At 39.2% G+C, this 23,320-nt stretch carries 17 protein-coding genes; 16 read left to right on the top strand and 1 reads right to left on the bottom strand.

The features are described 5' to 3' along the window. Positions 1-93 precede the first annotated feature (93 nt). The 7 genes from mecA (at position 94) to sufB (ending at position 7,269) form a co-directional block, all read left to right on the top strand. Positions 94-822 carry an adaptor protein MecA gene (gene mecA, locus AWH02_RS00085; protein ID WP_060553911.1) on the top strand — a complete coding sequence of 243 codons (729 nt, stop codon included), beginning with the start codon at positions 94-96 and terminating at the stop codon, positions 820-822. Beyond that, positions 816-1,982 carry a glycosyltransferase family 4 protein gene (locus AWH02_RS00080; protein WP_060553912.1) on the top strand — a complete coding sequence of 389 codons (1,167 nt, stop codon included), beginning with the start codon at positions 816-818 and terminating at the stop codon, positions 1,980-1,982. Before mecA ends, AWH02_RS00080 begins: the two co-directional genes overlap by 7 nt. Before the next feature lie 86 nt (positions 1,983-2,068). Then, positions 2,069-2,839, top strand: a complete 771-nt coding sequence (gene sufC, locus AWH02_RS00075; protein ID WP_046164600.1) for a Fe-S cluster assembly ATPase SufC — start codon at positions 2,069-2,071, stop codon at positions 2,837-2,839. Between the two features lie 41 nt (positions 2,840-2,880). Then, positions 2,881-4,143, top strand: a complete 1,263-nt coding sequence (sufD, locus tag AWH02_RS00070) for a Fe-S cluster assembly protein SufD (protein WP_060553913.1) — start codon at positions 2,881-2,883, stop codon at positions 4,141-4,143. Between the two features lie 39 nt (positions 4,144-4,182). Then, positions 4,183-5,415 (top strand): cysteine desulfurase, encoded by a 1,233-nt coding sequence (locus AWH02_RS00065; RefSeq protein WP_060553914.1) that lies wholly within the window; start codon positions 4,183-4,185, stop codon positions 5,413-5,415. Beyond that, entirely contained in the window at positions 5,402-5,839 is a 438-nt protein-coding gene (gene sufU, locus AWH02_RS00060) for a Fe-S cluster assembly sulfur transfer protein SufU (protein WP_060553915.1), read from the top strand. Before AWH02_RS00065 ends, sufU begins: the two co-directional genes overlap by 14 nt. A gap of 17 nt (positions 5,840-5,856) precedes the next feature. Continuing rightward, positions 5,857-7,269 (top strand): Fe-S cluster assembly protein SufB, encoded by a 1,413-nt coding sequence (gene sufB / locus AWH02_RS00055; protein WP_060553916.1) that lies wholly within the window; start codon positions 5,857-5,859, stop codon positions 7,267-7,269. 411 nt (positions 7,270-7,680) lie between these two features. On the opposite strand, the gene pbp3 is transcribed toward sufB, so the two are convergent. Continuing rightward, entirely contained in the window at positions 7,681-8,919 is a 1,239-nt protein-coding gene (gene pbp3, locus AWH02_RS00050; RefSeq protein WP_060553917.1) for a D-alanyl-D-alanine carboxypeptidase PBP3, read from the bottom strand. A gap of 290 nt (positions 8,920-9,209) precedes the next feature. Here pbp3 and AWH02_RS00045 point away from each other — a divergent pair, with 290 nt between their 5' ends. The 9 genes from AWH02_RS00045 to AWH02_RS00005 all read left to right on the top strand — a co-directional run bounded on the left by AWH02_RS00045 (position 9,210) and on the right by AWH02_RS00005 (position 23,025). Continuing rightward, entirely contained in the window at positions 9,210-11,171 is a 1,962-nt protein-coding gene (locus tag AWH02_RS00045; RefSeq protein WP_060553918.1) for a peptide ABC transporter substrate-binding protein, read from the top strand. A 216-nt stretch (positions 11,172-11,387) separates the two neighbouring features. After that, on the top strand, positions 11,388-13,346 hold the full coding sequence (locus tag AWH02_RS00040; protein WP_060553919.1) for a peptide ABC transporter substrate-binding protein: 1,959 nt from the start codon (positions 11,388-11,390) through the stop codon (positions 13,344-13,346). Between the two features lie 249 nt (positions 13,347-13,595). After that, positions 13,596-15,578: a peptide ABC transporter substrate-binding protein gene (locus tag AWH02_RS00035; protein ID WP_060553920.1), complete on the top strand. Its 1,983-nt coding sequence runs from the start codon at positions 13,596-13,598 to the stop codon at positions 15,576-15,578. A gap of 277 nt (positions 15,579-15,855) precedes the next feature. After that, the gene (locus AWH02_RS00030) at positions 15,856-17,847 is read left to right on the top strand and encodes a peptide ABC transporter substrate-binding protein (RefSeq protein WP_060553921.1); all 1,992 of its coding nucleotides are present in this window, start codon (positions 15,856-15,858) and stop codon (positions 17,845-17,847) included. Positions 17,848-17,911: 64 nt separating this feature from the next. Further along, positions 17,912-19,408: an ABC transporter permease gene (locus AWH02_RS00025; RefSeq protein ID WP_045634046.1), complete on the top strand. Its 1,497-nt coding sequence runs from the start codon at positions 17,912-17,914 to the stop codon at positions 19,406-19,408. Further along, positions 19,408-20,334, top strand: coding sequence for an oligopeptide ABC transporter permease OppC (gene oppC / locus AWH02_RS00020; RefSeq protein WP_045634045.1), 927 nt, complete (start codon positions 19,408-19,410; stop codon positions 20,332-20,334). Before AWH02_RS00025 ends, oppC begins: the two co-directional genes overlap by 1 nt. A gap of 8 nt (positions 20,335-20,342) precedes the next feature. Beyond that, on the top strand, positions 20,343-21,410 hold the full coding sequence (locus AWH02_RS00015; protein WP_008809622.1) for an ABC transporter ATP-binding protein: 1,068 nt from the start codon (positions 20,343-20,345) through the stop codon (positions 21,408-21,410). Positions 21,411-21,420: 10 nt separating this feature from the next. Further along, on the top strand, positions 21,421-22,344 hold the full coding sequence (locus tag AWH02_RS00010) for an ATP-binding cassette domain-containing protein (RefSeq protein ID WP_060553922.1): 924 nt from the start codon (positions 21,421-21,423) through the stop codon (positions 22,342-22,344). Between the two features lie 198 nt (positions 22,345-22,542). Further along, entirely contained in the window at positions 22,543-23,025 is a 483-nt protein-coding gene (locus AWH02_RS00005) for a sigma-70 RNA polymerase sigma factor region 4 domain-containing protein (RefSeq protein WP_060553923.1), read from the top strand. Positions 23,026-23,320 lie beyond the last annotated feature (295 nt).

Below are 23,320 nucleotides of genomic sequence, written 5' to 3'. Positions count from 1 at the left end.
TCTTTTGAAATCAAGAAGAAGACTGACTTTAACCTTTGAAAAACAAAGGGGAATTTAGTATAATGGAAGGACTAGTATGTACGAGGTAGAACAATGGAAGTGAAGCAAATTAGTGAATCAACAATCAAGATCACCATCAAATTAGAAGATCTAGAAGAGCATGGTATGGAAATGGCTGATTTTCTGGTTCCTCAAGAAAAGACGGAGGAATTTTTCTATACCATTTTGGACGAACTAGAAATGCCAGAAAGCTTTTTAGATAGTGGAATGCTGAGTTTTCGGGTGACTCCAAAACCAGACAAATTAGACGTTTTTGTCACAAAATCTAAAGTAGACAAAAATTTAAATTTTGAAGATTTGGCTGACTTGCCTGGTATGGACGAACTTTCTCAAATGACTCCGGATGAATTTCTAAAGACGCTTGAAAAAAACATCTTTGAAAAAAGCCGTGATGATATAGATGCTGTTCAAATGCTGGAAAAAGCAGAAGAGGAAGATACATCTGAACCAGAGGAAGGGCAAGAACAAGATCGCTATATTTATTATATCTTGCGTTTTTCTGACTTGAAAAATCTGATTGCATTCACCAAAACAGTTGACTATCCGGTGGATACATCAGAGTTATACAAGATGGATCAGCATTACTATTTGACTATTTTAGTAGATATTGAAGGTCGTCCGAGTCGTTATCCAGCTTGGCTTCTGGCAGCAATGCGTGAACATGCTGAGGATACAGATACGACGAGAGCCCTTCTTCAAGAGCACGGTCACTTGTTGATTGTAACAGATGCTGTGCAACATCTTCAAAAGGTAAACTGCTGATGGTTACATTTCCTTTGAAATTTATTATGGTCTTGCTGTGCACCTTTTTTATTGGTATCTTGTTAACGCCTCTGGTTCGCATTTTGGCCTTTAAAATTGATGCAGTTGACTATCCTAATGCCCGACGAATTAATAAAAAGCCTATGCCTAGTGCAGGTGGCCTAGCGGTCGTTATAGCTTTTTCTATCACAAGTTTAATCATGATGCCAACCATTGTGCAGGTTACTTTTCGTGGAGAAACTTATTTCGATTATATTTGGCCAGTTGTCCTAGGAGGTGGAGTGGTAGCCTTAACAGGTCTGATTGACGATGTAAAAGAGTTATCTCCTTTGCCTAAGTTGCTTGGAATTGTTGTTGCTGCTTCTTTGATTTGGCTTTTGACAGATTTTCGCTTAAATGACTTTAAAATTCCTTTCGGTGGTCCTCATCTCTTTTTCCCTCCTTGGTTATCCTTTATTTTAACCTTGATTTGGATCGTATCTATTACAAATGCAGTGAATCTTATGGATGGGTTAGATGGTTTGGTTAGCGGTGTATCAATAATCTCCTTGCTAACAATGGGAGTTGTATCTTATTTCTTTCTACCTGACCATAATTTATTCTTAACCCTGACAATTTTTGTCTTAGTAGCTTCGATTGCAGGCTTCTTCCCTTATAATTACCATCCAGCAATTATATATGGTGGAGATACTGGAGCCCTTTTTATTGGGTTTATGATTTCGGTTCTGTCTTTGCAAGGTTTGAAAAATGCAACGGCTGTTGCTGTGGTGACGCCTATGATTATTTTAGGTGTGCCGATTGCGGATACTTTCTTGGCGATTGTCCGCCGGACTTTATCTGGTCAAAAATTCTATCAGCCTGACCGCAATCACTTGCATCACCGTTTGCTTTCTTTAGGCTTGACTCATAGAGGAACGGTTTTGGTGATTTATGGGATTTCGTTGATTTTTGCTACAATCTCTCTATTACTAAATATTTCCAGTAGAGTTGGTGGTGTACTTCTAGTTATTGGTTTGCTTTTTGGAGTAGAGCTGTTGGCAGAACTGATTGAAATTTTAGGACCAAACCGTACACCGCTTTTAAAGATTATGCGGTATATTGGAAACTCTTCTTATAGGGAAGAAGTGCGTCGACATTGGAAAAATAAAGAACATAAATAAGAACAATTCTAATCAAAATAAAAGCCTTTTGGGCTTTTTTTTGCTATACTAATGAGTGGAATACGATAAAGAAAGGAATGGACGCAATGTCTGTATTAGAAATCAAAGATCTTCATGTTGAGATTGAAGGAAAAGAAATTCTCAAGGGGGTTAACCTTACCTTGAAAACAGGAGAAGTGGCTGCTATCATGGGACCAAATGGTACAGGTAAATCCACTCTTTCTGCTGCTATTATGGGGAATCCCAATTACGAAGTTACCCAAGGAGAAATCCTCTTTGACGGAGTTAACATTTTAGAATTGGAAGTAGACGAGCGTGCTCGTATGGGACTCTTCCTTGCGATGCAGTATCCTAGTGAAATTCCTGGTATTACCAATGCCGAATTTTTGCGAGCAGCCATGAATGCTGGCAAAGAAGATGAGGATAAGATCTCTGTCCGTGATTTTATCATGAAGCTAGACGAAAAGATGGAATTGCTCAACATGAAAGAAGAAATGGCTGAGCGCTACCTTAATGAAGGTTTCTCCGGTGGTGAAAAGAAACGCAATGAAATCCTCCAGTTACTTATGCTTGAGCCTACTTTTGCGCTTTTAGATGAGATTGACTCAGGGCTTGATATTGATGCTCTTAAGGTTGTGTCTAAAGGGGTTAATGCCATGCGCGGTGAAGGATTTGGTGCTATGATTATTACCCACTACCAACGTCTGCTTAACTACATCACTCCAGATAAAGTTCATGTTATGATGGAAGGTAAGGTTGTTCTTTCTGGCGGTCCTGAATTGGCAGTACGCTTGGAAAAAGAAGGTTATGCTAAGTTGGCTGAAGAATTGGGCTTCAACTACAAGGAAGAAGTTTAGTCAAACACTCTTTTGACTTTGATAAAAGATAGGAGAATGACATGACTAAAGAATTAATTCAAGAATTTTCACAGTTGCACGCAGAGCCAGAATGGTTGGCTAGTCTCCGTCAGAAGGCTTTTGACAAGATTGACCAACTAGATTTGCCTGTCATTGAGCGGGTTAAATTTCATCGCTGGAATCTGGGAGACGGACGGATTTCTGACAGCGAGCCTTTGAACAGTGTGCCAGATTTTACGTCTCTTGGGGACAATCTCAAGTTTATCCAAATGGGGACTCAAACAGTCCTTGAGCAATTGCCAGCTGACTTGGCAGAGCAAGGGGTTGTTTTTACAGATTTTCACACGGCCTTAGAAGAGATTCCAGAGCTGGTAGAGAAGCATTTTATGTCTGCGGTTAAGTATGACGAGGATAAATTGGCTGCTTACCATACGGCTTATTTCAACAGCGGCGCAGTTCTTTATGTACCTGACAATGTTGAGATTGACCAGCCGATTGAAGGAATTTTTTATCAGGACAGCGAAAGCGATGTTCCTTTTAACAAGCATATTTTGATTATCGCAGGCAAGCATTCTAAGGTTAACTACTTGGAACGCTTGGAAACTTATGGTGAAGGAGCTGTTCCAGCGACAGCTAATATCACAGTAGAAGTCATTGCTCAGGCTGGAGCTCAGATTAAGTTTTCAGCGATTGACCGCTTGGGCCAAAACGTCACAGCCTATATCAGCCGCCGTGGTAAGCTGGACAACGACGCTATGATTGACTGGGCTATCGGTGTTATGAACGAAGGCAATGTCGTAGCGGACTTTGATAGTGACCTCTATGGCAAGGGTAGTCATGCGGATATGAAGGTGGTGGCTCTCTCAAGTGGTAAGCAGGTTCAAGGGATTGATACCCGCGTAACTAACTATGGCTGCAACTCTATCGGAAATATCCTGCAGCACGGGGTTATCCTGGAAAAAGGGACTCTGACCTTCAATGGTATCGGCCATATTATCAAAGGCGCTAAGGGAGCAGACGCCCAGCAGGAAAGCCGGGTTCTCATGCTGTCTGACCAAGCACGATCAGATGCTAATCCAATTCTCTTGATTGATGAGAATGATGTGACAGCTGGTCACGCTGCTTCTATCGGCCAGGTGGATCCAGAAGATATGTACTATCTCATGAGTCGGGGTCTTGATAAGGCGACGGCAGAGCGCTTGGTTGTACGTGGTTTCTTAGGCTCAGTGATTGTAGAAATCCCTGTTAAAGAAGTCCGTGATGAAATGATTGAAAATATTGATATTATTCTCGCGAAAAGATAAAAAGCTGGGCCTTGGCCCGTGTAGTAGATAGGAGTCTTTATGTCTGGATTTAATGCAGAAGCAATCAAGCAAGATTTTCCCATTTTGGACCAAATTGTCAATGATGAGCCTTTGGTTTATTTAGACAATGCTGCGACAACTCAGAAACCCACGCGGGTGCTAGCAGCTATCGAAAACTACTATCTTAGTGACAATGCCAACGTCCACCGTGGTGTGCATACGCTAGCCGAGCGGGCAACAGCGTCCTATGAAACAGCCAGAGAAAGAGTTCGTGCTTTTATCAATGCCGCTTCTAGCAGAGAAGTCCTCTTTACACGAGGAACCACGACGAGTCTCAATTGGGTAGCTCGCTTTGCAGCTGAAAGGCTACAGTCTGGTGATGAAGTGATGATTTCTATCATGGAGCACCATTCTAATGTCATTCCCTGGCAGGAAGCTTGTAGGAAGACTGGAGCCAAGCTGGTCTATGTCTATCTCAAGGATGGTGCTCTGGATATGGAAGATTTCCGTGCCAAGCTCAATGAGCGGACCAAGTTTGTCTCGCTGGCTCAGGCTTCTAATGTCCTCGGTGTCATCAATCCCATCAAGGAGATTGCCCAGCTGGTTCATCAGCAAGGAGCGCTTTTGGTGGTGGATGGAGCTCAATCCATTCCGCACATGAAGGTTGATGTGCAGGATTTGGATGTGGACTTCTTCGCCTTTTCGGGACATAAGATGGCAGGCCCAACTGGTATCGGGGTTCTCTATGGTAAGGAAGAACTGCTAGAGCAGATGTCACCGGTCGAATTCGGTGGCGAAATGATTGATTTCGTTTATGAGCAGGAAGCGACATGGAAGGAGTTGCCTTGGAAGTTTGAGGCTGGAACGCCAAATATAGCAGGAGCAATCGGTCTTGCAGCGGCTATTGATTATTTGGAAGGCTTGGGTATGGATGCCATTGCTCAGCATGAGCAGGACCTGATTGCCTACGTATTTCCTAAGCTGCAGGCGGTAGAAGGTTTGACCATTTATGGCTCTCAGGATTTAGCTCAGCGCTCAGGCGTGATTGCCTTTAACCTGGATGGTCTTCATCCGCATGATGTCGCGACGGCTCTAGACTATGAGGGAGTGGCTGTTCGGGCAGGTCACCATTGTGCCCAGCCTTTGCTCACTTATCTGCAGGTACCAGCGACTGTGCGAGCCAGCTTTTATATCTACAATACCTATGCGGATTGTGACAAGCTGGTAGATGCTTTAGAAAAGACAAAGGAGTTTTTCAATGGCGCTTTCTAAGTTAGACAGTCTTTACAAGGCGGTTGTGACCGACCACTCGGCTCACCCTCATCATCATGGTAAGTTGGAAGATGTGGAGCAAATAGTCCTCAATAACCCGACCTGTGGCGATGTCATCAGTTTGTCTGTGAAGTTTAATGATAAAGATGAGATTGAGGATATTGCCTTTGTGAATTCTGGCTGTACTATTTCAACGGCTTCGGCCAGCATGATGACGGATGCGGTTCTGGGCAAGACAAAAGAGCAGGCGCTGGAATTAGCAGAAGTCTTCTCGCAAATGGTTCAGGGCCAGGAAGACAGTCGCCAGAAAGAATTGGGTGATGGAGCCTTTTTAGCTGGCGTTGCCAAATTCCCGCAGCGGATTAAGTGTGCGACCTTGGGTTGGAATGCCCTCAAGCGAGCAATTGAAGAAGATAAAAAGTAAGAATGTGAAAGGAAATTATGTCAGAAGAAAGAGTAGAACCAAAACCGATTGATCTCGGTGAATACAAGTTTGGTTTCCATGACGATGTTGAACCTGTCCTCTCGACAGGAAAAGGGCTGAATGAAGCGGTCATTCGCGAGCTTTCTGCAGCCAAGGATGAACCAGAATGGATGCTGGAGTTTCGCCTCAAATCTTACGAGACTTTCAAGAAGATGCCGATGCAGACTTGGGGTCCGGATTTGTCAGAAATTAATTTTGATGACTTGATTTACTATCAAAAGGCGTCTGATAAACCGGCTAGAAGTTGGGATGAAGTGCCTGAGAAGATCAAGGAAACCTTTGAGAAGATTGGGATCCCAGAAGCGGAGCGGGCATATCTGGCTGGTGCGGCAGCCCAGTATGAGTCCGAAGTGGTCTACCACAATATGAAAGAAGAGTTCCAAAAGCTAGGCATTGTCTTTACGGATACCGACTCAGCTCTTAAGGAATACCCTGAGCTTTTCAAGCAGTATTTTGCTAAGCTGGTTCCTCCAACAGATAATAAGTTGGCGGCCCTCAACTCTGCTGTCTGGTCTGGTGGTACCTTCATCTATGTTCCAAAAGGTGTCAAAGTGGATATTCCGCTACAAACCTACTTCCGAATTAACAATGAGAATTCTGGTCAGTTTGAGCGGACATTGATTATTGTTGACGAGGGAGCAAGTGTACATTATGTAGAAGGGTGTACAGCTCCGACATACTCTAGTAATAGTCTCCATGCGGCTATTGTTGAAATTTTTGCCCTTGATGGTGCCTATATGAGGTACACAACTATCCAAAACTGGTCAGATAATGTCTACAACCTCGTGACCAAGCGGGCGAAGGCTTTGAAAGATGCGACAGTTGAGTGGATTGACGGGAATCTCGGTGCGAAAACAACTATGAAATATCCGTCTGTCTATCTGGATGGACCTGGGGCGCGTGGAACAATGCTTTCCATTGCCTTTGCCAATACCAATCAGCACCAAGATACAGGTGCTAAGATGATTCACAATGCTCCGCATACTAGCTCCTCTATTGTGTCTAAGTCAATTGCTAAGGGTGGGGGTAAAGTGGATTACCGCGGTCAGGTAACCTTTGCTAAAAATTCCAAGAAATCAGTCAGCCATATTGAGTGTGATACGATTATCATGGATGACCTTTCGGCGTCAGATACTATTCCCTTTAATGAAATTCATAACTCTCAGGTGGCTCTGGAGCATGAGGCTAAAGTTTCTAAGATTTCAGAAGAGCAGCTCTACTATCTCATGAGCCGTGGCTTGTCTGAATCCGAAGCAACAGAAATGATTGTTATGGGCTTTGTTGAGCCTTTTACCAAAGAACTGCCTATGGAATATGCTGTTGAGCTGAATCGCTTGATCAGCTATGAAATGGAAGGGTCGGTTGGATAAAACCTGTGAGACAAAAGTAAATTATTTTTACAACAAAGATTGTTCCTCTTGTTTCTAAACTTAGGTTTAGAAGACTATTTAGGTTTTTTGTTAAAGTATCTTTTGAATATGAAAAAGCCAGACTGGGATAAAAACATCTCAGTCTTTTTTAGTGTGGATGAAGTGTGTGCTTCAAAAAAACAGAAGGGTTGGAAAGAGAAATGAAGATAATAGAAGTTGTCCACGCATTTCTTCTGACTTTATCTGGAGGTGTCCTGAGTGGCGAAGAAGTTCAAGTGACTATTTTGTGCTACCTTTAAGATTTGGTGAAATTATGTGTTGTAGCTTAGAGTAAAATACAAGGTAAAAACGCCAATTCTGTTGATTTCTCTATTCATAAAAAACATCAGGAAGTTTTCCTTCCTGATGTTTCTATAATTTTTTATTAACGTATTCTACAAAGTTATTCCACCAGACTTTCAAGAAAAAGCCTTGCGCAACTTCCTTTTCCGTTTCCATCGTAATGCTGGGTTGTTCTTTTAAGTAGCCCTTTCCAATTAAATCAGTGTCTTTGTAGCTTAAAGTTCCGATTGGTGTATGAGCTGCAAGAGGAGCCTTGAACTCCTGTTTATTTTTTTTGAAAGTGACTTTTGGTTCTGAGTCACTCCCGATTCTCTGGATAATATTCAAATCATTTGATGCAACAACTTTGATTTGATCTTCGCTTCCGTTAATGACTGAAATGTGACTGTCTTCGTAAGGTGATCCTTTTTCGGCTAGTGTAGTCACTACGAAGTTGTTAGTGATATAGTCCATGATGCTGGCAGTGGCTAGGAAAATAGCTTTTAAATCTTCTTCAGCATTTTCGACATTTAAAACGACTGTAATGAGTCTCATATCTCTTTCGTTAGCAGAAGCGATGAAGGAGAGGCCGCCTTGGTCGGAGATTCCGATCTTTAATCCATCCACCCCCTTGCGATAAGAAGGCATGTCTTTTAACATATAATTCGAACTATTGACTTCTAATCCGTCAAAGTTGAAGCTAGTTTTTTCGGTAATATTTAAAACTTGCGGATAATCTTTAATGAGATGATAAGATATAAGGGCCATATCATAGGCGCTTAGCTGATTTTCTTCATCTTTTTTGGAATTAGGATAGATATTATCTCCGAGATGAGAGTTGTTTAAACCAGTTGAATTGACAATTTTCGCGTCAGAAATTCCCCATTCTTTCAGTTTGGCTTTCATAAGATCGACAAACTTTTTTTCGCTTCCAGCAATTTTTTCAGCTAGGGCGATAGTAGCGCTGTTAGCATTGGCGATAAGAGAGGCTTCTAATAATTCTTCGACAGAGTAGCTTCCTTTGTCTAGAGGGAGGTTGCTGATGTCATAATTAGTTGTCAGATTTAGAGCATATTCGGAAATTTCAACCTGGCTGTCCATAGTAATTTTCTCAGCTTTTATGGCATCATAGACCAGATAGGCTGATAGCAGTTTGGTCAGACTTCCTATTGGTACAGGGCTAGTAGCCTCTTTTTCATAGAGAATTTTTCCAGTATTTACGTCAAAAGCGATAGCATTTTTGGCGGCAACATCAAAGTCATCTGCAGAAACAAGAGTACAGAAGCTGCAAAATAAACAAGTAAATAAAAGTACTATAATTTTTTTCATATCTCTTCCTTTGAGTAGGGTTAATCCTATTGTACCATAAAAATAGCTGTTGTAGAGGTTTGCCTTCTTTGAAAAAAGTATTATGAATAAATATACTTTGTGAATATGAACGTTTTTTTAATGATCTTTTTACATTATTTTTATTTTAAACAAAAAGACGAACAAAAGTGAATGTGTAGGCGTTCGTGGAACAAAAAATAATATAATGCTTAAAATTTTTTAAAAAAATACTTGTTTTTATAAAATAATAGAGTATAATAATACAAATAACATTAAAAGGAGATGCGACAATGAAACCAGTGAAAAAATTAGCTGTTTTAGGGCTTACGCTTGCTTCTGTTTTTACCTTAGCAGCATGTGGAAATTCTAACTCAGGGGCTTCAAAGACTTATTCTTATGTCTATTCAACAGACCCAGATACCTTGGATTATACAAATACTAATCGTTCAACTACGTCTGATGTTATTGCAAACTTAGTGGATGGACTATTAGAAAATGATAGATACGGAAATCTTGTGCCATCTCTAGCAGAAGATTGGACGGTATCAAAAGATGGTTTGACTTATACATATAAGCTTCGGAAGGGTGCTAAATGGTATACTTCTGAGGGTGAAGAATATGCAGAAGTCAAAGCGCAGGACTTTGTTACTGGTTTGAAGCACGCGGCTGACAGCAATTCAGATGCGCTTCCAATTGTTCAAAGCTCTATCAAAGGTTTGGATGCTTATGTAAAAGGTGAAAGTAAGGACTTCTCAACGGTTGGAGTTAAGGCGATTGACGATTATACAGTCCAATATACACTCAATCAGCCAGAGAGTTATTGGAATTCTAAAACCACATTGGGTATTCTTTTCCCAATTAACGAAGAATTTTTAAAATCATCTGGTAAAGATTTCGGTACTGTAAAACCTTCAGGAATTCTCTATAACGGTCCATATTTCCTGAAGTCCTTCACATCTAAATCATCTATTGAATATACAAAAAATGACAACTATTGGGATAAGAACAATGTGAAGATTTCAGACGTCAAGTTGACTTACTTTGATGGTTCTGATCAAGAGGCGCTTGTTCGTAACTTTAAAGATGGTACATACACACAAGCTCGTTTGTATCCAAATAGTTCAAGTTATGCTTCAGTGCAAAAACAATACAAAGATAATATTGTATACTCTCCTCAAGATGCAACGACATTCTTCTATGCCTTTAACTACAACCGTAAAGCCTACAATTTCACAGCCAAGACAACAGATGCACAAAAGACATCTACAACAGCTGCTCTCTTAAACAAAGATTTCCGTCAGGCAATCAACTTCGCTTTTAATCGGACGGCTTATGGAGCGCAGCAAAACGGTCAAGAGGGGGCAACTAGCTCACTTAGAAACAGCTTAGTACCGCCAACATTCGTTCAGATTGGCGAAAAGAACTTCGGAGACATCGTTAAAGAAGATTTGGCGAGCTATGGTGATGAGTGGAAGGGTGTCAAATTAGACGATGCTCAAGATGGACTCTTTAATGTTGAAAAAGCTAAGGCAGAATTTGCCAAAGCAAAAGATGCTCTCCAAGCACAAGGTGTTGAATTCCCGATTCACTTAGATCTTCCTGTTGATCAAACAAACAACCTCTTGGTACAACAGGCTAATTCATTTAAACAATCAGTTGAAGAAGCCCTTGGTAAAGATAATGTTGTTATTGATGTACAGCAAATGTCTACAGAAAATAAAAATAATGTAACGTACTTTGCGGAGACTGCGGCTCAAAAAGACTACGATATCAACATTGCTGGTTGGGGTCCTGACTTCCAAGATCCATCAACTTATTTGAATATTTTTGATCCAGATAAAGGAGATATGCTCCAAAATATCGGTTTGGAAAAAGGACAAAATGCTGATTTAGCAGACAAACTGGGCTTGAACGAATTTAAGAAATTAAATGAAGAGGCAGATTCTGAAAAACAAGATACAACTGCTCGCTATACAAAATATGCAGCAGCTCAAGCTTGGTTAACAGATAGCTCTTTGGTCATTCCAATTCAATCAAACGGTGGTATTCCGCTTGTTATGAAGGCAGTTCCGTTCACAAAACCTTACTCTCTGGTTGGTATCAAAGGTGATGTTTACGTCTTTAAGTACAGAGAAGTTCAAAATGACATTGTAACGGCGAAAGACTACAAAGCCGCTGAGAAAAAATGGAAGAAAGAAAAAGAAAAATCAAATGCCAAAGCTCAAGAAGAATTGGCTGATCATGTTAAATAGACCTAAGGCTCTACATCTTTGTGATGTAGAGTTTTTTACTCATATGTAATGTTTTCTGACATGAAAAATGAAAAAATAGTCAATTTTTACTTAAAACGATTTATTTTTTCAGGGAAATAGGGTATAATGGACAAAATGGTAAAAAACTAGAGTGATATTTCAGAGAAAACCTCTCATGGATGATTTGAATATCTCTTATTTTGAAAGGAGTATTTCATGAATAAGAAAAAAAGATTTGTTGGAGTTGGACTTGCAGTTTTATCTTCTGTGATTTTAGCTGCTTGTAGTTCAACAGCATCTAATACAAAGGTGTATTCTTATGTATATAGTAATGATCCAGATTCTTTGGACTATGTAGTTGCTAATCGTGCTACCACTTCAGATGTGACTGGAAATCTGATTGATGGTTTGCTTGAAAATGATAAGTATGGGAATTTGATTCCGTCTCTTGCTGAAGATTGGACCGTATCTAAGGATGGTTTGACCTATACTTACAAGCTTCGAAAAGATGCTAAGTGGTATACCTCAGATGGCGAAGAGTATGCTGAGGTAAAAGCTCAAGATTTTGTGACAGGATTGAAGCACGCAGCCGATGGCAAATCTGAAGCTCTTTACCTTGTTCAAAATTCTATCAAAGGATTGGATGCCTATATCAAAGGGGAAACTAAAGACTTTTCTACTGTAGGTGTAAAAGCACTGGATGATTATACAGTGCAGTATACTTTGAATAAGCCAGAAAGTTACTGGAATTCGAAGACGACTAGTGGTATCTTATTCCCGATAAATGCTGATTTCTTAGCTTCCCAAGGAAATAGTTTTGGCTCAGCTAAACCGTCTAGTATTTTGTACAATGGTCCTTATATTTTGAAGTCTTTAACGGCAAAATCTTCTATTGAATATAAGAAAAACGAAAATTATTGGGATAAAGAAAATGTTCCGATTGAAGATGTAAAACTATCTTATTATGATGGATCTGATCAAGAATCCTTAGTTCGTAATTTTAGCGATGGTGCCTATACCCTGGCTCGTGTATTCCCAAATAGTTCGAACTATGCTTCTGTTAAAAAGAAATATGCGGATAATATTACTTATTCTCAACAAGGTGGAACTTCATTTTTCTATGTCTTTAATGTAAATCGTCAGTCTTATAATCATACTTCTAAGAAAGACGACAAGCAAAAATCAGATACCAAGGCTGCTATTTTAAACAAAGACTTCCGTCAGGCAATCGGTTTTGCCTTTGATAGAAAAGCTTACGCAGCTCAAACGAATGGCGAAGACGGCGCATCAATGATCTTGCGCAATCTTGCAGTACCTCCGACATTTGTGCAGATTAGGGATCGGAATTTTGGAGATGTCGTGAAAGAAAAACTAGCGAGCTACGGTCAAGAGTGGTCTGATGTCAAGTTAGAGGATGCCCAAGACGGTCTATATAATTCTGAAAAAGCTAAAGCAGAGTTTGCAAAAGCTAAAGAAGCGCTGCAGGCTCAAGGTGTAAATTTCCCGATTCATCTAGATTTGCCAGTAAGTCAGTCTGATAAGGCCGGAATCCAACAAGCTAGTTCCTTTAAACAGTCTGTTGAGTCAGCGCTTGGAAAGGACAATGTAGTAGTTGATCTCCAGCAGATGTCCGAAGATGACTTTAATAATACGGGTTATTTCGCCAACTCGGCTGCTCAAAAAGATTATGATCTTTCAACCAGTGGTTGGACTCCTGATTATCAAGATCCTTCTACATATTTAGATGTTTTTGATCCGACAAATGGTGGATTGCTACAAGCGATTGGAATTGAACCGGGTCAAAATCAAGACGTTGTGTCAGCTCTAGGATTAAATGATTATAAAGCTCTGAATGATGATGCAAATAAGGAAACGTCTGATACGAGTGTGCGTTATGAAAAATATGCAAATTCTCAAGCCTGGTTGACAGATAGTGGTTTGACCCTTCCAAGTATCTCAAACGGTGCTAATCCGCTGGTTCAAAAATCAGTTCCATTTACTAGAGCCTACTCTTGGATTGGAAGTAAAGGGACAGCTACAAATTATAAATACATGCAACTTCAAGACGATGTCTTGACTTCTAAGGATTATGAGAAGGCATTTAAAACTTGGATGAAAGAAAAAGAATCATCTAATGAAAAAGCTCAAAAAGAGTTAGAAAAACATGTAAAATAACAATTACCCTAACGAGGAGGCTAAATAGCTTTCTCGTTTTTTGTAAGCTTGAGATTATCAAGCCTTAAGTAGTGTCTTTGCTTGGTTTGATCGTCTCTTTTGGATGATTTCACAGGCACGTCCCAATATGCTATAACCAGCTATAAAAAATAATTATAACAATATAGATTTTTTTTGATAAAAAGGTTTTCATTTCTATTTGAGAAGTGTTATAATCTAAGATAAATCTAACCTAAATAGGAGAATGTTATGAAGAAACGCAATGTTTTAGCCATGGCAGGTGTTACTTTACTTGCTGCTGGTGTCTTGGCTGCCTGCTCTAGTTCTAAGTCTGGATCATCAAACACAAATACTAATTTTACTTATGTTTATCAAACAGACCCAGAAACTTTGGACTATACCTTATCAAATAAGACCTCTACCCATGAAATCACATCTAATGTCATTGATGGTTTGCTTGAAAATGACCAATATGGTAATCTTGTTCCATCTCTTGCAGAAGACTGGAGTGTATCTAAGGACGGCCTGACTTACACCTACAAATTGCGTAAGGGAGTTAAATGGTATACATCCGATGGCGAAGAATATGCAGATGTAACTGCTAAGGATTTTGTGACAGGTTTGAAACATGCTGTAGATAAAAAGTCAGAAGCTCTTTATATGGTGGAAAATTCCATCAAAGGATTGGATGCCTATATCAAAGGGGAAACAAAGGACTTCTCAACAGTAGGGATTAAAGCTGTCGATGATCATACCTTGCAGTTCACTTTGGAACACCCAGAAAGCTTCTGGAATTCTAAATTAACAATGGGTGTCCTATTCCCTGTTAATGAAGAGTTCTTGAAATCTAAAGGAGACAAATTTGGTCAAGCTACTGACCCGACAAGTATCCTTTATAATGGTCCTTTCTTGTTGAAAGGTATAACTTCGAAGTCCTCTATCGAGTTTGCGAAAAATCAGAACTATTGGGATAAGGATAATGTCCATGTTGACAATGTTAAATTAGCTTTCTATGATGGGCAAGACCAAGAATCCTTAATTCGTGGCTTTAAAGACGGCTCTTATAGTAAGGCACGTGTTTATCCTCGTAGTTCAAACTATGCGTCTGTAGAGAAAGAATATAAAGACAATATTATCTTTAGTCCTCAAGGTTCATCTACTTTCACTGTTTTCACAAACATTGATCGCCAAAGTTATAATCATACTTCTAAAACGACAGATACACAAAAAACATCTACCAAAAAAGCTATCTTAAACAAAGACTTCCGTCAGGCTTTGAACTTTGCTTATGACCGTAAGGCCTATTCTGACCAAGTGAACGGTGAAGAAGGAGCCCTTAAATCTGTTCGTAACCTCTATGTCCCACCAACATTTGTTCAAGTTGGTGACAAGAATTTTGGAGATGTCGTAAAAGAAGATGTTGTCAAATACGGCGATGAGTGGAAAGATGTTGATTTCTCAGATGCGACTAACGGTCTCTACAATCCAGAGAAAGCAAAAGCAGAATTCGCCAAAGCAAAAGAAGCTCTTCAAGCAGAAGGCGTGGAATTCCCAATTCATCTGGACATACCAACAATCCAGACCAATACTCTTATTGTAAAACGGGCTCAATCTTTGAAACAGTCTATTGAAAAGAGTTTAGGAACAGACAATGTTGTGGTTGATATTCAAATGTTATCCCAAGAAGATGTTCAGAACATCACTTACTACGCTCCAAATGCAGCTGCTTTGGATTGGGATATCACAGACCAACTTGGCTGGACTCCTGACTTCCAAGATCCGTCATCCTACTTAGAGATTCTACACCCAGAAACAGGTGATAACACGAAGTCTTTCCTTGGATTTGAAGCTGGTAGTGGAAATGCTGCTGCTAAACAAATCGGCATGGATGAATTTGGAAAATTGTTGGATGAAGCTGCTGCTGAAAAGACAGATACAACAAAACGCTATGAAAAATATGCAGCTGCTCAAGCTTGGTTGACAGATAGTTCGATCTTGATTCCAAGCACTTCAAATGGTGGAGGAGCTGGTGTAACTAGGGTTGTGCCATTCACTGCTGCTTTTGGTTGGACAGGTAACAAATCAGATGGTGCCTTCCTCTACAAATACATCAAGCTTCAAGATAAACCAGTGACGAAGAAAGAGTATCAAGAAGCTGAGAAGAAATGGATTAAAGAAAAAGAAGAATCTAACAAAAAAGCTCAAGAAGAACTTGAGAAGCATATAAAATAATCCATAATTCCCCCTATCTCAATGAGAGATAGGGGTGTTTTAGTAATTAAGTGAGAAGAAGGATAGTTGTTTTTTTAGAACGAAAAGAGGATAATAAGACCCGTTTTTTTGAAATCGCCAATATTTCACAAGTTGAATATCCTATAGGAACCATTGTATTTGTGGGCTATGTAGGTCAATATCACAAAATATTCTGACAATTCTGGTTTACATTTAAATTATTATGTGATATAATCTTAGACAAAACTAAATTTGAAATTGAAATGGAGAATATACGATGAAGAAAGGTAAAATCCTTGCACTTGCGGGAGTTGCTCTCTTGGCTACTGGCGTTCTTGCAGCGTGCTCAAATTCTACATCAAACACATCAAACACATCAAGCTCTGGCGCAGATCAAGCTTTTAACTATATCTACGAAGTTGATCCAGAAAACTTGAATTATTTGATCTCTAGTAAAGCAGCAACAACTGACCTTACAGCTAACTTGATTGATGGTCTTTTGGAAAATGACAACTATGGAAACTTGGTTCCATCGATGGCTGAAGATTGGACAGTGTCTAAGGATGGCTTGACTTATACTTATAAACTTCGTAAGGATGCTAAATGGTATACTTCTGATGGTGAAGAATATGCTGATGTCAAGGCACAAGACTTTGTGGCAGGTCTAAAGTACGCTGCTGACAACAAGTCTGAAACTCTTTATCTTGTTCAAAGTTCTATCAAGGGCTTGGATGACTACGTTAATGGTAAAACAAAGGATTTCTCATCAGTTGGTGTTAAAGCAGTTGATGACCACACAGTTCAATATACTTTAAATGAGCCAGAAAGTTTCTGGAACTCTAAAACAACAATGGGTATCCTTTATCCAGTCAATGAAGAGTTCTTGAAGTCTAAAGGCGACAAGTTTGCTCAAGCTGCTGACCCAACTAGTCTTCTATACAACGGGCCATTCCTACTAAAATCTATCACATCTAAATCATCTATTGAATTTGCTAAAAATCCAAATTATTGGGATAAAGATAATGTCCATGTGAGCGATGTTAAATTAACATACTTTGACGGGCAAGATCAAGGTAAACCAGCTGAGCAATTTGCTAAAGGTGCTCTAAGTGCGGCTAGACTGGCTCCTACAAGTGCTACCTTCTCTAAAGTAGAAAAAGAATTCAAAGATAATATCGTTTATACTCCTCAAGATTCTTCAAGCTATTTAGTTGGGGTGAACATTGATCGTCAAGCGTACAATCACACAGCTAAGTCAAGTGATGCACAAAAATCATCAACAAAGAAAGCTTTGATGAATAAAGATTTCCGTCAAGCTTTGAGTTTTGCATTCGACAGAACGGCTTATGCTTCACAAGTTAACGGTAAAGAAGGGGCTACGAAAATGCTCCGCAATCTCTACATTCCACCTACTTTTGTTCAGGCAGATGGTAAGAGCTTCGGCGAACTTGTGAAAGAAAAAGTGGCTAGCTATGGAGATGAGTGGAAAGATGTAAACTTCGACGATGCTCAAGATGGTCTTTACAATAAAGAAAAAGCTAAAGCTGAATTTGCGAAAGCTAAAAAAGCTCTCCAAGAAGAAGGTGTAGAATTCCCTATTCATTTGGATATGCCAGTAGACCAAACTGCTAGTGCTAAAGTTCAGCGTGTTCAATCTTTGAAACAATCAATTGAGAGCTCGCTTGGGACAGACAATGTGGTTGTTGACATTCATCAAATGAAGACTGATGATGTTTTGAACATCACATATTATGCTGCTTCAGCTGCTGAAGAAGACTGGGATATTTCTGATAATGTTGGTTGGTCTCCTGACTATCAAGATCCATCAACTTATCTTGAAATTATCAAGCCTGGCGGTGAAAATACCAAGACATTCTTAGGGTTTGATGGTAAAGAAAATGCAGCTGCAGACCAAGTTGGTTTGAAGGAGTATGCTAAGCTAGTTGATGAAGCTAGCGCTGAAAAGACAGATGTAAATAAACGCTATGAAAAATATGCAGCCGCTCAAGCATGGCTAACAGATAGCGCCTTGTTGATACCAACAACAAGTAGGACTGGACGTCCAGTTTTAACTAAGATTGTACCATTTACAGCTCCTTTTGCTTGGTCTGGTGCTAAAGGTCGTGACATGGCAAGTTACAAATATCTGAAATTACAAGATAAAGCTGTCACAGCCAAAGAATATCAGAAAGCTCAAGAAAAATGGAATAAAGAACGTGCAGAATCTAATAAAAAAGCACAAGAAGAGTTAGAAAAACACGTGAAATAACCAAACATTAGAACTTTCTCTAAAAGGAGAGAAAGTTCTTTTGGGATTTTAAAGGAAACGATAAATGAAGAAATATATATTTATGCGTATCTTACGCTCCCTGGTGTCGATTTTCTTAGTAACGGCTTTGACCTATACCATTATTTATACTATGGTGCCAAGAAAATTGATTTTTAAACAGGATCCTAACTATAACAAGATAGCAACCACAAAAGATAAAAAAGCCAATTACGAAAACACAATCTATGAACGTATGGGCTATGTGGATTATTATGATACGAAAGAGTTACAGGAGAAAGCTAGCAAGGAAGATAGCTCTGTAACTGTTGAAGGAACTGATGCAAACAAAAAAATCTACGAAGCTTATATCAAAAAATTAGGTAATGGCTGGAAGCTTCACCAATTTGAAGAAAGCAAGCAGTTTTATGCTGTTCGTGAGGTGCCAGTTCTTGAACGTGTTCTTGGCTTCTACGGGAATTTGATTCAATTTGACCATACTGGTTTTGTCAAAGATGAAACGAATCCAAAACTTAAACGTTATATTCGTATTGAAAACGACCCTGCTATTGGTTGGTCTGTAGTTGGATCAGGGACTAAGCATAAATATTTACTATACTTTAATGCTCAATTTCCGTTTGTTCATCAAAATTTTGTGACCTTGAACTTAGGAAATTCTTACCCAACTTATGCAAATATTCCTGTGTTACAGGTTATTTCACAAGGCCAAGGACAAACAAAGTCAGCTGAAGTTCAATTCCCTACAGGAAAGAAAATTTCATCAGTTAATATCTATTCACGAACTTACAAGTCACCAAGTAAAGCTGATTCGCGAGATATTGCAAACTATGGAAAAGATGATCCATATACAGCTACAGAGAGCAACTATCAATATCCATCCATGCTTGTTAGCTCAGCGATTATTGGTTTGATTGGTATTGCAATCTCTTATCTGATTGCTGTCCCATTAGGGTCTTACATGGCTCGCTTCAAAAACACTTGGATTGATAGTTCATTAACAGGTCTCTTGACCTTCCTTTTGGCCCTGCCAACAATTGCCTTGGTTTATATTATTCGCTTAGGTGGTTCTTCGGTTGGTCTTCCAGATTCTTTCCCAGTTCTTGGCGCAGGAGACTGGCGTTCATATGTTCTTCCGGCAGTAATTCTGGGACTTTTGGGTGCGCCAAGCACAGCTATCTGGATTCGTCGCTATATGATTGACTTGCAATCCCAAGACTTTGTACGTTTTGCTCGTGCTAAAGGATTATCTGAAAAAGAAATTTCAAATAAACACATTTTCAAAAATGCCATGGTTCCATTGGTATCAGGAATTCCAGGGGCTGTTATTGGAGTTATTCAAGGGGCAACCTTGACAGAGACTGTCTTCGCCTTCCCTGGTATGGGTAAAATGTTGATCGACTCAGTTAAAGCTTCAAATAACTCTATGGTAGTCGGATTGGTCTTCATTTTCACTGGTTTATCAGTCTTTGCCTTACTCTTAGGTGATATTTTGATGACAATGCTTGACCCACGTATTAAATTAACAACAAAAGGAGGTAAATAATGGCTTCTATTGATAAAAATAAATTCCAATTTGTCAAACGCGATGATTTTGCCTCTGAAGCAATTGATGCTCCAGCCTATTCATACTGGAGATCTGTTATTCGTCAATTTCTGAAAAAGAAATCTACCATTGTTATGTTGGCGATTTTGCTAACCATTATTTTAATGAGTTTTATTTACCCAATGTTGTCTGACTTTGATTATAACGATGTAAGTAAAGTTAATGATTTTAGTGCTCGTTATATTGCGCCAAATGGAAAATATTGGTTTGGTACAGATAGCAATGGTAAATCTCTCTTTGATGGAGTATGGTTTGGTGCTCGTAATTCTATCTTGATTTCCGTTATTGCGACAGCCATTAACTTGATCATTGGGATTGTTGTTGGTGGTATTTGGGGGATTTCTAAATCTGTTGACCGCGTTATGATGGAAGTTTATAATGTCATCTCAAATATTCCGCAATTATTGATTGTTATTGTCTTGACTTATTCGATCGGAGCTGGATTCTGGAATCTAATCTTTGCCATGACAATTACTTCATGGATTTCGATTGCTTACTTAATTCGTGTACAAATCATGCGGTATCGTGATTTAGAGTACAACCTTGCCAGCCGTACTTTGGGAACGTCTACTTTTAAAATTGTTGCTCGAAACATTATGCCACAACTGGTATCTGTTATCATGACAACTAGCTCTCAAATGCTGCCAAGCTTTATCTCTTATGAAGCCTTCCTTTCTTTCTTTGGTTTGGGGCTTCCAGTAACTGTGCCAAGTTTAGGGCGTTTGATTTCTGACTATTCACAAAACGTTACAACCAATGCTTACCTTTTCTGGATTCCGTTGACAACCTTGATTTTGGTATCCTTGTCCCTTTTCATCGTCGGACAAAATTTGGCGGATGCTAGTGATCCACGTACACATAGATAGGAGTAAATATGATACAAAATAAAAATGTAATATTGACTGCTCGCGATATTGTCGTGGAATTTGACGTTCGTGATAAAGTCCTGACAGCCATTCGAGGTGTATCCCTTGATTTGGTTGAAGGAGAAGTATTAGCTTTGGTAGGAGAATCAGGATCAGGTAAGTCTGTGTTGACTAAAACATTCACTGGGATGTTGGAAGATAATGGGCGCGTTGCGCAAGGTGTTATTAACTACCGTGGTCAAGATTTGACAACTTTAAAATCAAATAAAGATTGGGAAAAAATTCGTGGTGCTAAGATCGCTACGATTTTCCAAGATCCTATGACTAGTTTGGATCCAATCAATACAATAGGAAGCCAAATTACTGAAGTTATTATCAAACACCAAGGCAAAGATGCAAAAGAAGCCAAAGAAATGGCAATCGACTATATGAAAAAAGTTGGAATACCTGATGCAGAACGTCGGTTTGAAGAGTATCCTTTCCAATATTCTGGAGGAATGCGCCAACGTATTGTTATCGCGATTGCTCTTGCCTGTCGTCCAGATATTCTAATTTGTGATGAGCCAACAACAGCTTTGGATGTGACAATTCAAGCACAAATTATCGAACTTTTGAAATCATTGCAGAACGAATACCGCTTTACAACTATATTTATCACTCATGACTTGGGTGTTGTTGCTAGTATTGCCGATAAAGTAGCGGTTATGTATGCTGGTGAGATTGTTGAATACGGGACGGTTGAAGAAATTTTTTACGATCCACGCCATCCTTATACATGGAGCTTGTTATCTAGCTTGCCACAGTTGGCCAATGATCATGGTGAACTCTTCTCTATCCCAGGAACTCCTCCGTCTCTTTATACCGAGTTGAAAGGTGATGCCTTTGCTCTTCGTTCGGATTACGCTATGCAAATTGATTTCGAAGAAAAAGCACCACAATTCCAAGTCACAGAAACTCACTGGGCTAAAACTTGGTTGCTTCATGAAGATGCACCAAAGGTTCACAAGCCTGAAATTATTGAAAATTTACATGATAAAATTCGCTTGAATATGGGCTTTGCTCATTTAGAAGGCTAGGAGGAAGGAAATGTCTGAAAAATTAGTAGAAGTTAAAGATTTGGAGATTTCCTTTGGTGAAGGGAAGAAGAAATTTGTCGCTGTTAAAAATGCAAATTTCTTTATTAATAGAGGTGAAACTTTCTCGCTCGTAGGTGAATCTGGTTCAGGGAAAACTACAATTGGTCGTGCAATCATTGGTTTGAACGAAACGAGTAAAGGTGAAATCTTCTTTGATGGAAAGCAGATTAATGGGAAGAAGTCTAGAAAAGAATCTGCGGAGATTATTCGTAAGATTCAAATGATTTTCCAGGATCCTGCGGCAAGCTTAAATGAGCGTGCAACAGTTGACTATATCATTTCTGAGGGCTTGTACAACTATCATTTGTTTGAAAATGAAGAAGAAAGAATACAAAAGGTTAAGAATATTATTCATGAAGTTGGATTGCTTTCCGAACATTTGACACGTTATCCGCATGAATTTTCAGGAGGGCAACGCCAACGTATTGGGATAGCGCGGGCTTTAGTCATGCAACCAGATTTCGTTATTGCTGATGAACCAATTTCTGCTTTGGATGTATCCGTTCGTGCTCAAGTCCTAAACCTTCTAAAGAAATTCCAAAAAGAGTTGGGGTTGACCTACCTATTCATCGCTCACGATTTGTCAGTGGTACGCTTCATTTCGGATCGTATCGCAGTAATCTATAAAGGTGTTATTGTTGAAGTTGCTGAAACAGAAGAGCTCTTTAACAATCCAATTCATCCTTATACCAAATCGTTATTATCGGCCGTTCCAATTCCAGATCCAATCTTGGAGCGTAAAAAAGTCCTTAAAGTCTACGATCCAGATCAACATGACTATTCAGTTGAAAAACCTGAAATGGTTGAAATTAAATCTGGCCACTTTGTTTGGGCTAACAAAACTGAATTAGAGAACTATAAAAAAGAACTCTAATATCTAATAACAAATCATTCTTGAGGATGATTTGTTTTTTTGCAAAAAAATTCACCAAAGAGTATGTGAAAAGCAATTTTAAATTCATTATAAAAATAAATTAGTGACAAATACCGAACAACGTCCAAGAACACCAGGATCTTTGATAGATTAATAGATGAGGATAAAACCTCTAAAATCAAAAGAAAGGACTAGTCAATGAAGTTTGAGGACGTATACAAACAAGTTGAAGGGATAGTCAGACGATGTTATAAAGATTATTATCTGCACTTATGGGAGTATGCAGATTGGAGGCAGGAAGGGATGATGGTTTTGTACGAATTGATAAAGAGCCATCCTAATCTACTGGAAGATCAACCACGACTGTACCGTTACTTCAAGACCAAGTTTCGGAACAGAATTCATGATTTGATTCGCCGACAAGAGAGTCAAAAACGCAAATTGGACAGGCAACCCTATGAAGAGGTCAGCGAGATAGGCCATCGTTTAAGAATGAAGGAGCTTTATCTAGATGAACTGGTAGCCTTTAGAAGTGCCATGTCAGAGTATAGAAGCCGTCTCAGCCCAGAAGAGGCAAAACAATACGAGAGGTTGATGGCAGATGAAAGATTCAAAGGACGTAAGGCAATGCTCAAAGATTTGTCTTACCACTTAAGGGATTTTAATCCTCGTTTAGATTAAAAAGAAGGGAGAGGCAATCTCCCTTTCGGTCTGTTTTCACATTTTAAGTTTAAAAAAGCCAAAGAAAAGAATAATAAAAAAAGATAAAAAATTTAAAAAAAGTAGTTGACAGTTTAGCGAGTAGATGATATACTAAGATAGTTGTCTCGGAGGGAGACAAAGACCTTTGAAAACTGAACAAGACGAACCAAGTGCAGGGTGACATAGAGATATGTGACCTGTCAAAGAACGAAAAATAAATCTGTCAGTGGACAGAAATGAGTAAGACTCAAACGATTAAATGAGAGTTTGATCC

Source organism: Streptococcus gordonii, assembly GCF_001553855.1.
Taxonomy (GTDB): Bacteria; Bacillota; Bacilli; order Lactobacillales; family Streptococcaceae; genus Streptococcus; species Streptococcus gordonii.
This window is presented reverse-complemented; position numbering and strand designations above follow the sequence as displayed.

Excerpts from the sequence above, each read along its gene's own strand:
- AWH02_RS00005 (WP_060553923.1), top strand. The coding sequence starts at position 22,543 with ATGAAGTTTGAGGACGTATACAAACAAGTTGAAGGGATAGTCAGACGA.
- sufU (WP_060553915.1), top strand. The coding sequence starts at position 5,402 with ATGGCGCTTTCTAAGTTAGACAGTCTTTACAAGGCGGTTGTGACCGAC.
- AWH02_RS00065 (WP_060553914.1), top strand. The coding sequence starts at position 4,183 with ATGTCTGGATTTAATGCAGAAGCAATCAAGCAAGATTTTCCCATTTTG.
- AWH02_RS00040 (WP_060553919.1), top strand. The coding sequence starts at position 11,388 with ATGAATAAGAAAAAAAGATTTGTTGGAGTTGGACTTGCAGTTTTATCT.
- mecA (WP_060553911.1), top strand. The coding sequence starts at position 94 with ATGGAAGTGAAGCAAATTAGTGAATCAACAATCAAGATCACCATCAAA.
- AWH02_RS00010 (WP_060553922.1), top strand. The coding sequence starts at position 21,421 with ATGTCTGAAAAATTAGTAGAAGTTAAAGATTTGGAGATTTCCTTTGGT.
- sufB (WP_060553916.1), top strand. The coding sequence starts at position 5,857 with ATGTCAGAAGAAAGAGTAGAACCAAAACCGATTGATCTCGGTGAATAC.
- AWH02_RS00030 (WP_060553921.1), top strand. The coding sequence starts at position 15,856 with ATGAAGAAAGGTAAAATCCTTGCACTTGCGGGAGTTGCTCTCTTGGCT.
- sufC (WP_046164600.1), top strand. The coding sequence starts at position 2,069 with ATGTCTGTATTAGAAATCAAAGATCTTCATGTTGAGATTGAAGGAAAA.
- AWH02_RS00015 (WP_008809622.1), top strand. The coding sequence starts at position 20,343 with ATGATACAAAATAAAAATGTAATATTGACTGCTCGCGATATTGTCGTG.
- oppC (WP_045634045.1), top strand. The coding sequence starts at position 19,408 with ATGGCTTCTATTGATAAAAATAAATTCCAATTTGTCAAACGCGATGAT.
- sufD (WP_060553913.1), top strand. The coding sequence starts at position 2,881 with ATGACTAAAGAATTAATTCAAGAATTTTCACAGTTGCACGCAGAGCCA.
- AWH02_RS00035 (WP_060553920.1), top strand. The coding sequence starts at position 13,596 with ATGAAGAAACGCAATGTTTTAGCCATGGCAGGTGTTACTTTACTTGCT.
- pbp3 (WP_060553917.1), bottom strand. The coding sequence starts at position 8,919 with ATGAAAAAAATTATAGTACTTTTATTTACTTGTTTATTTTGCAGCTTC.
- AWH02_RS00025 (WP_045634046.1), top strand. The coding sequence starts at position 17,912 with ATGAAGAAATATATATTTATGCGTATCTTACGCTCCCTGGTGTCGATT.
- AWH02_RS00045 (WP_060553918.1), top strand. The coding sequence starts at position 9,210 with ATGAAACCAGTGAAAAAATTAGCTGTTTTAGGGCTTACGCTTGCTTCT.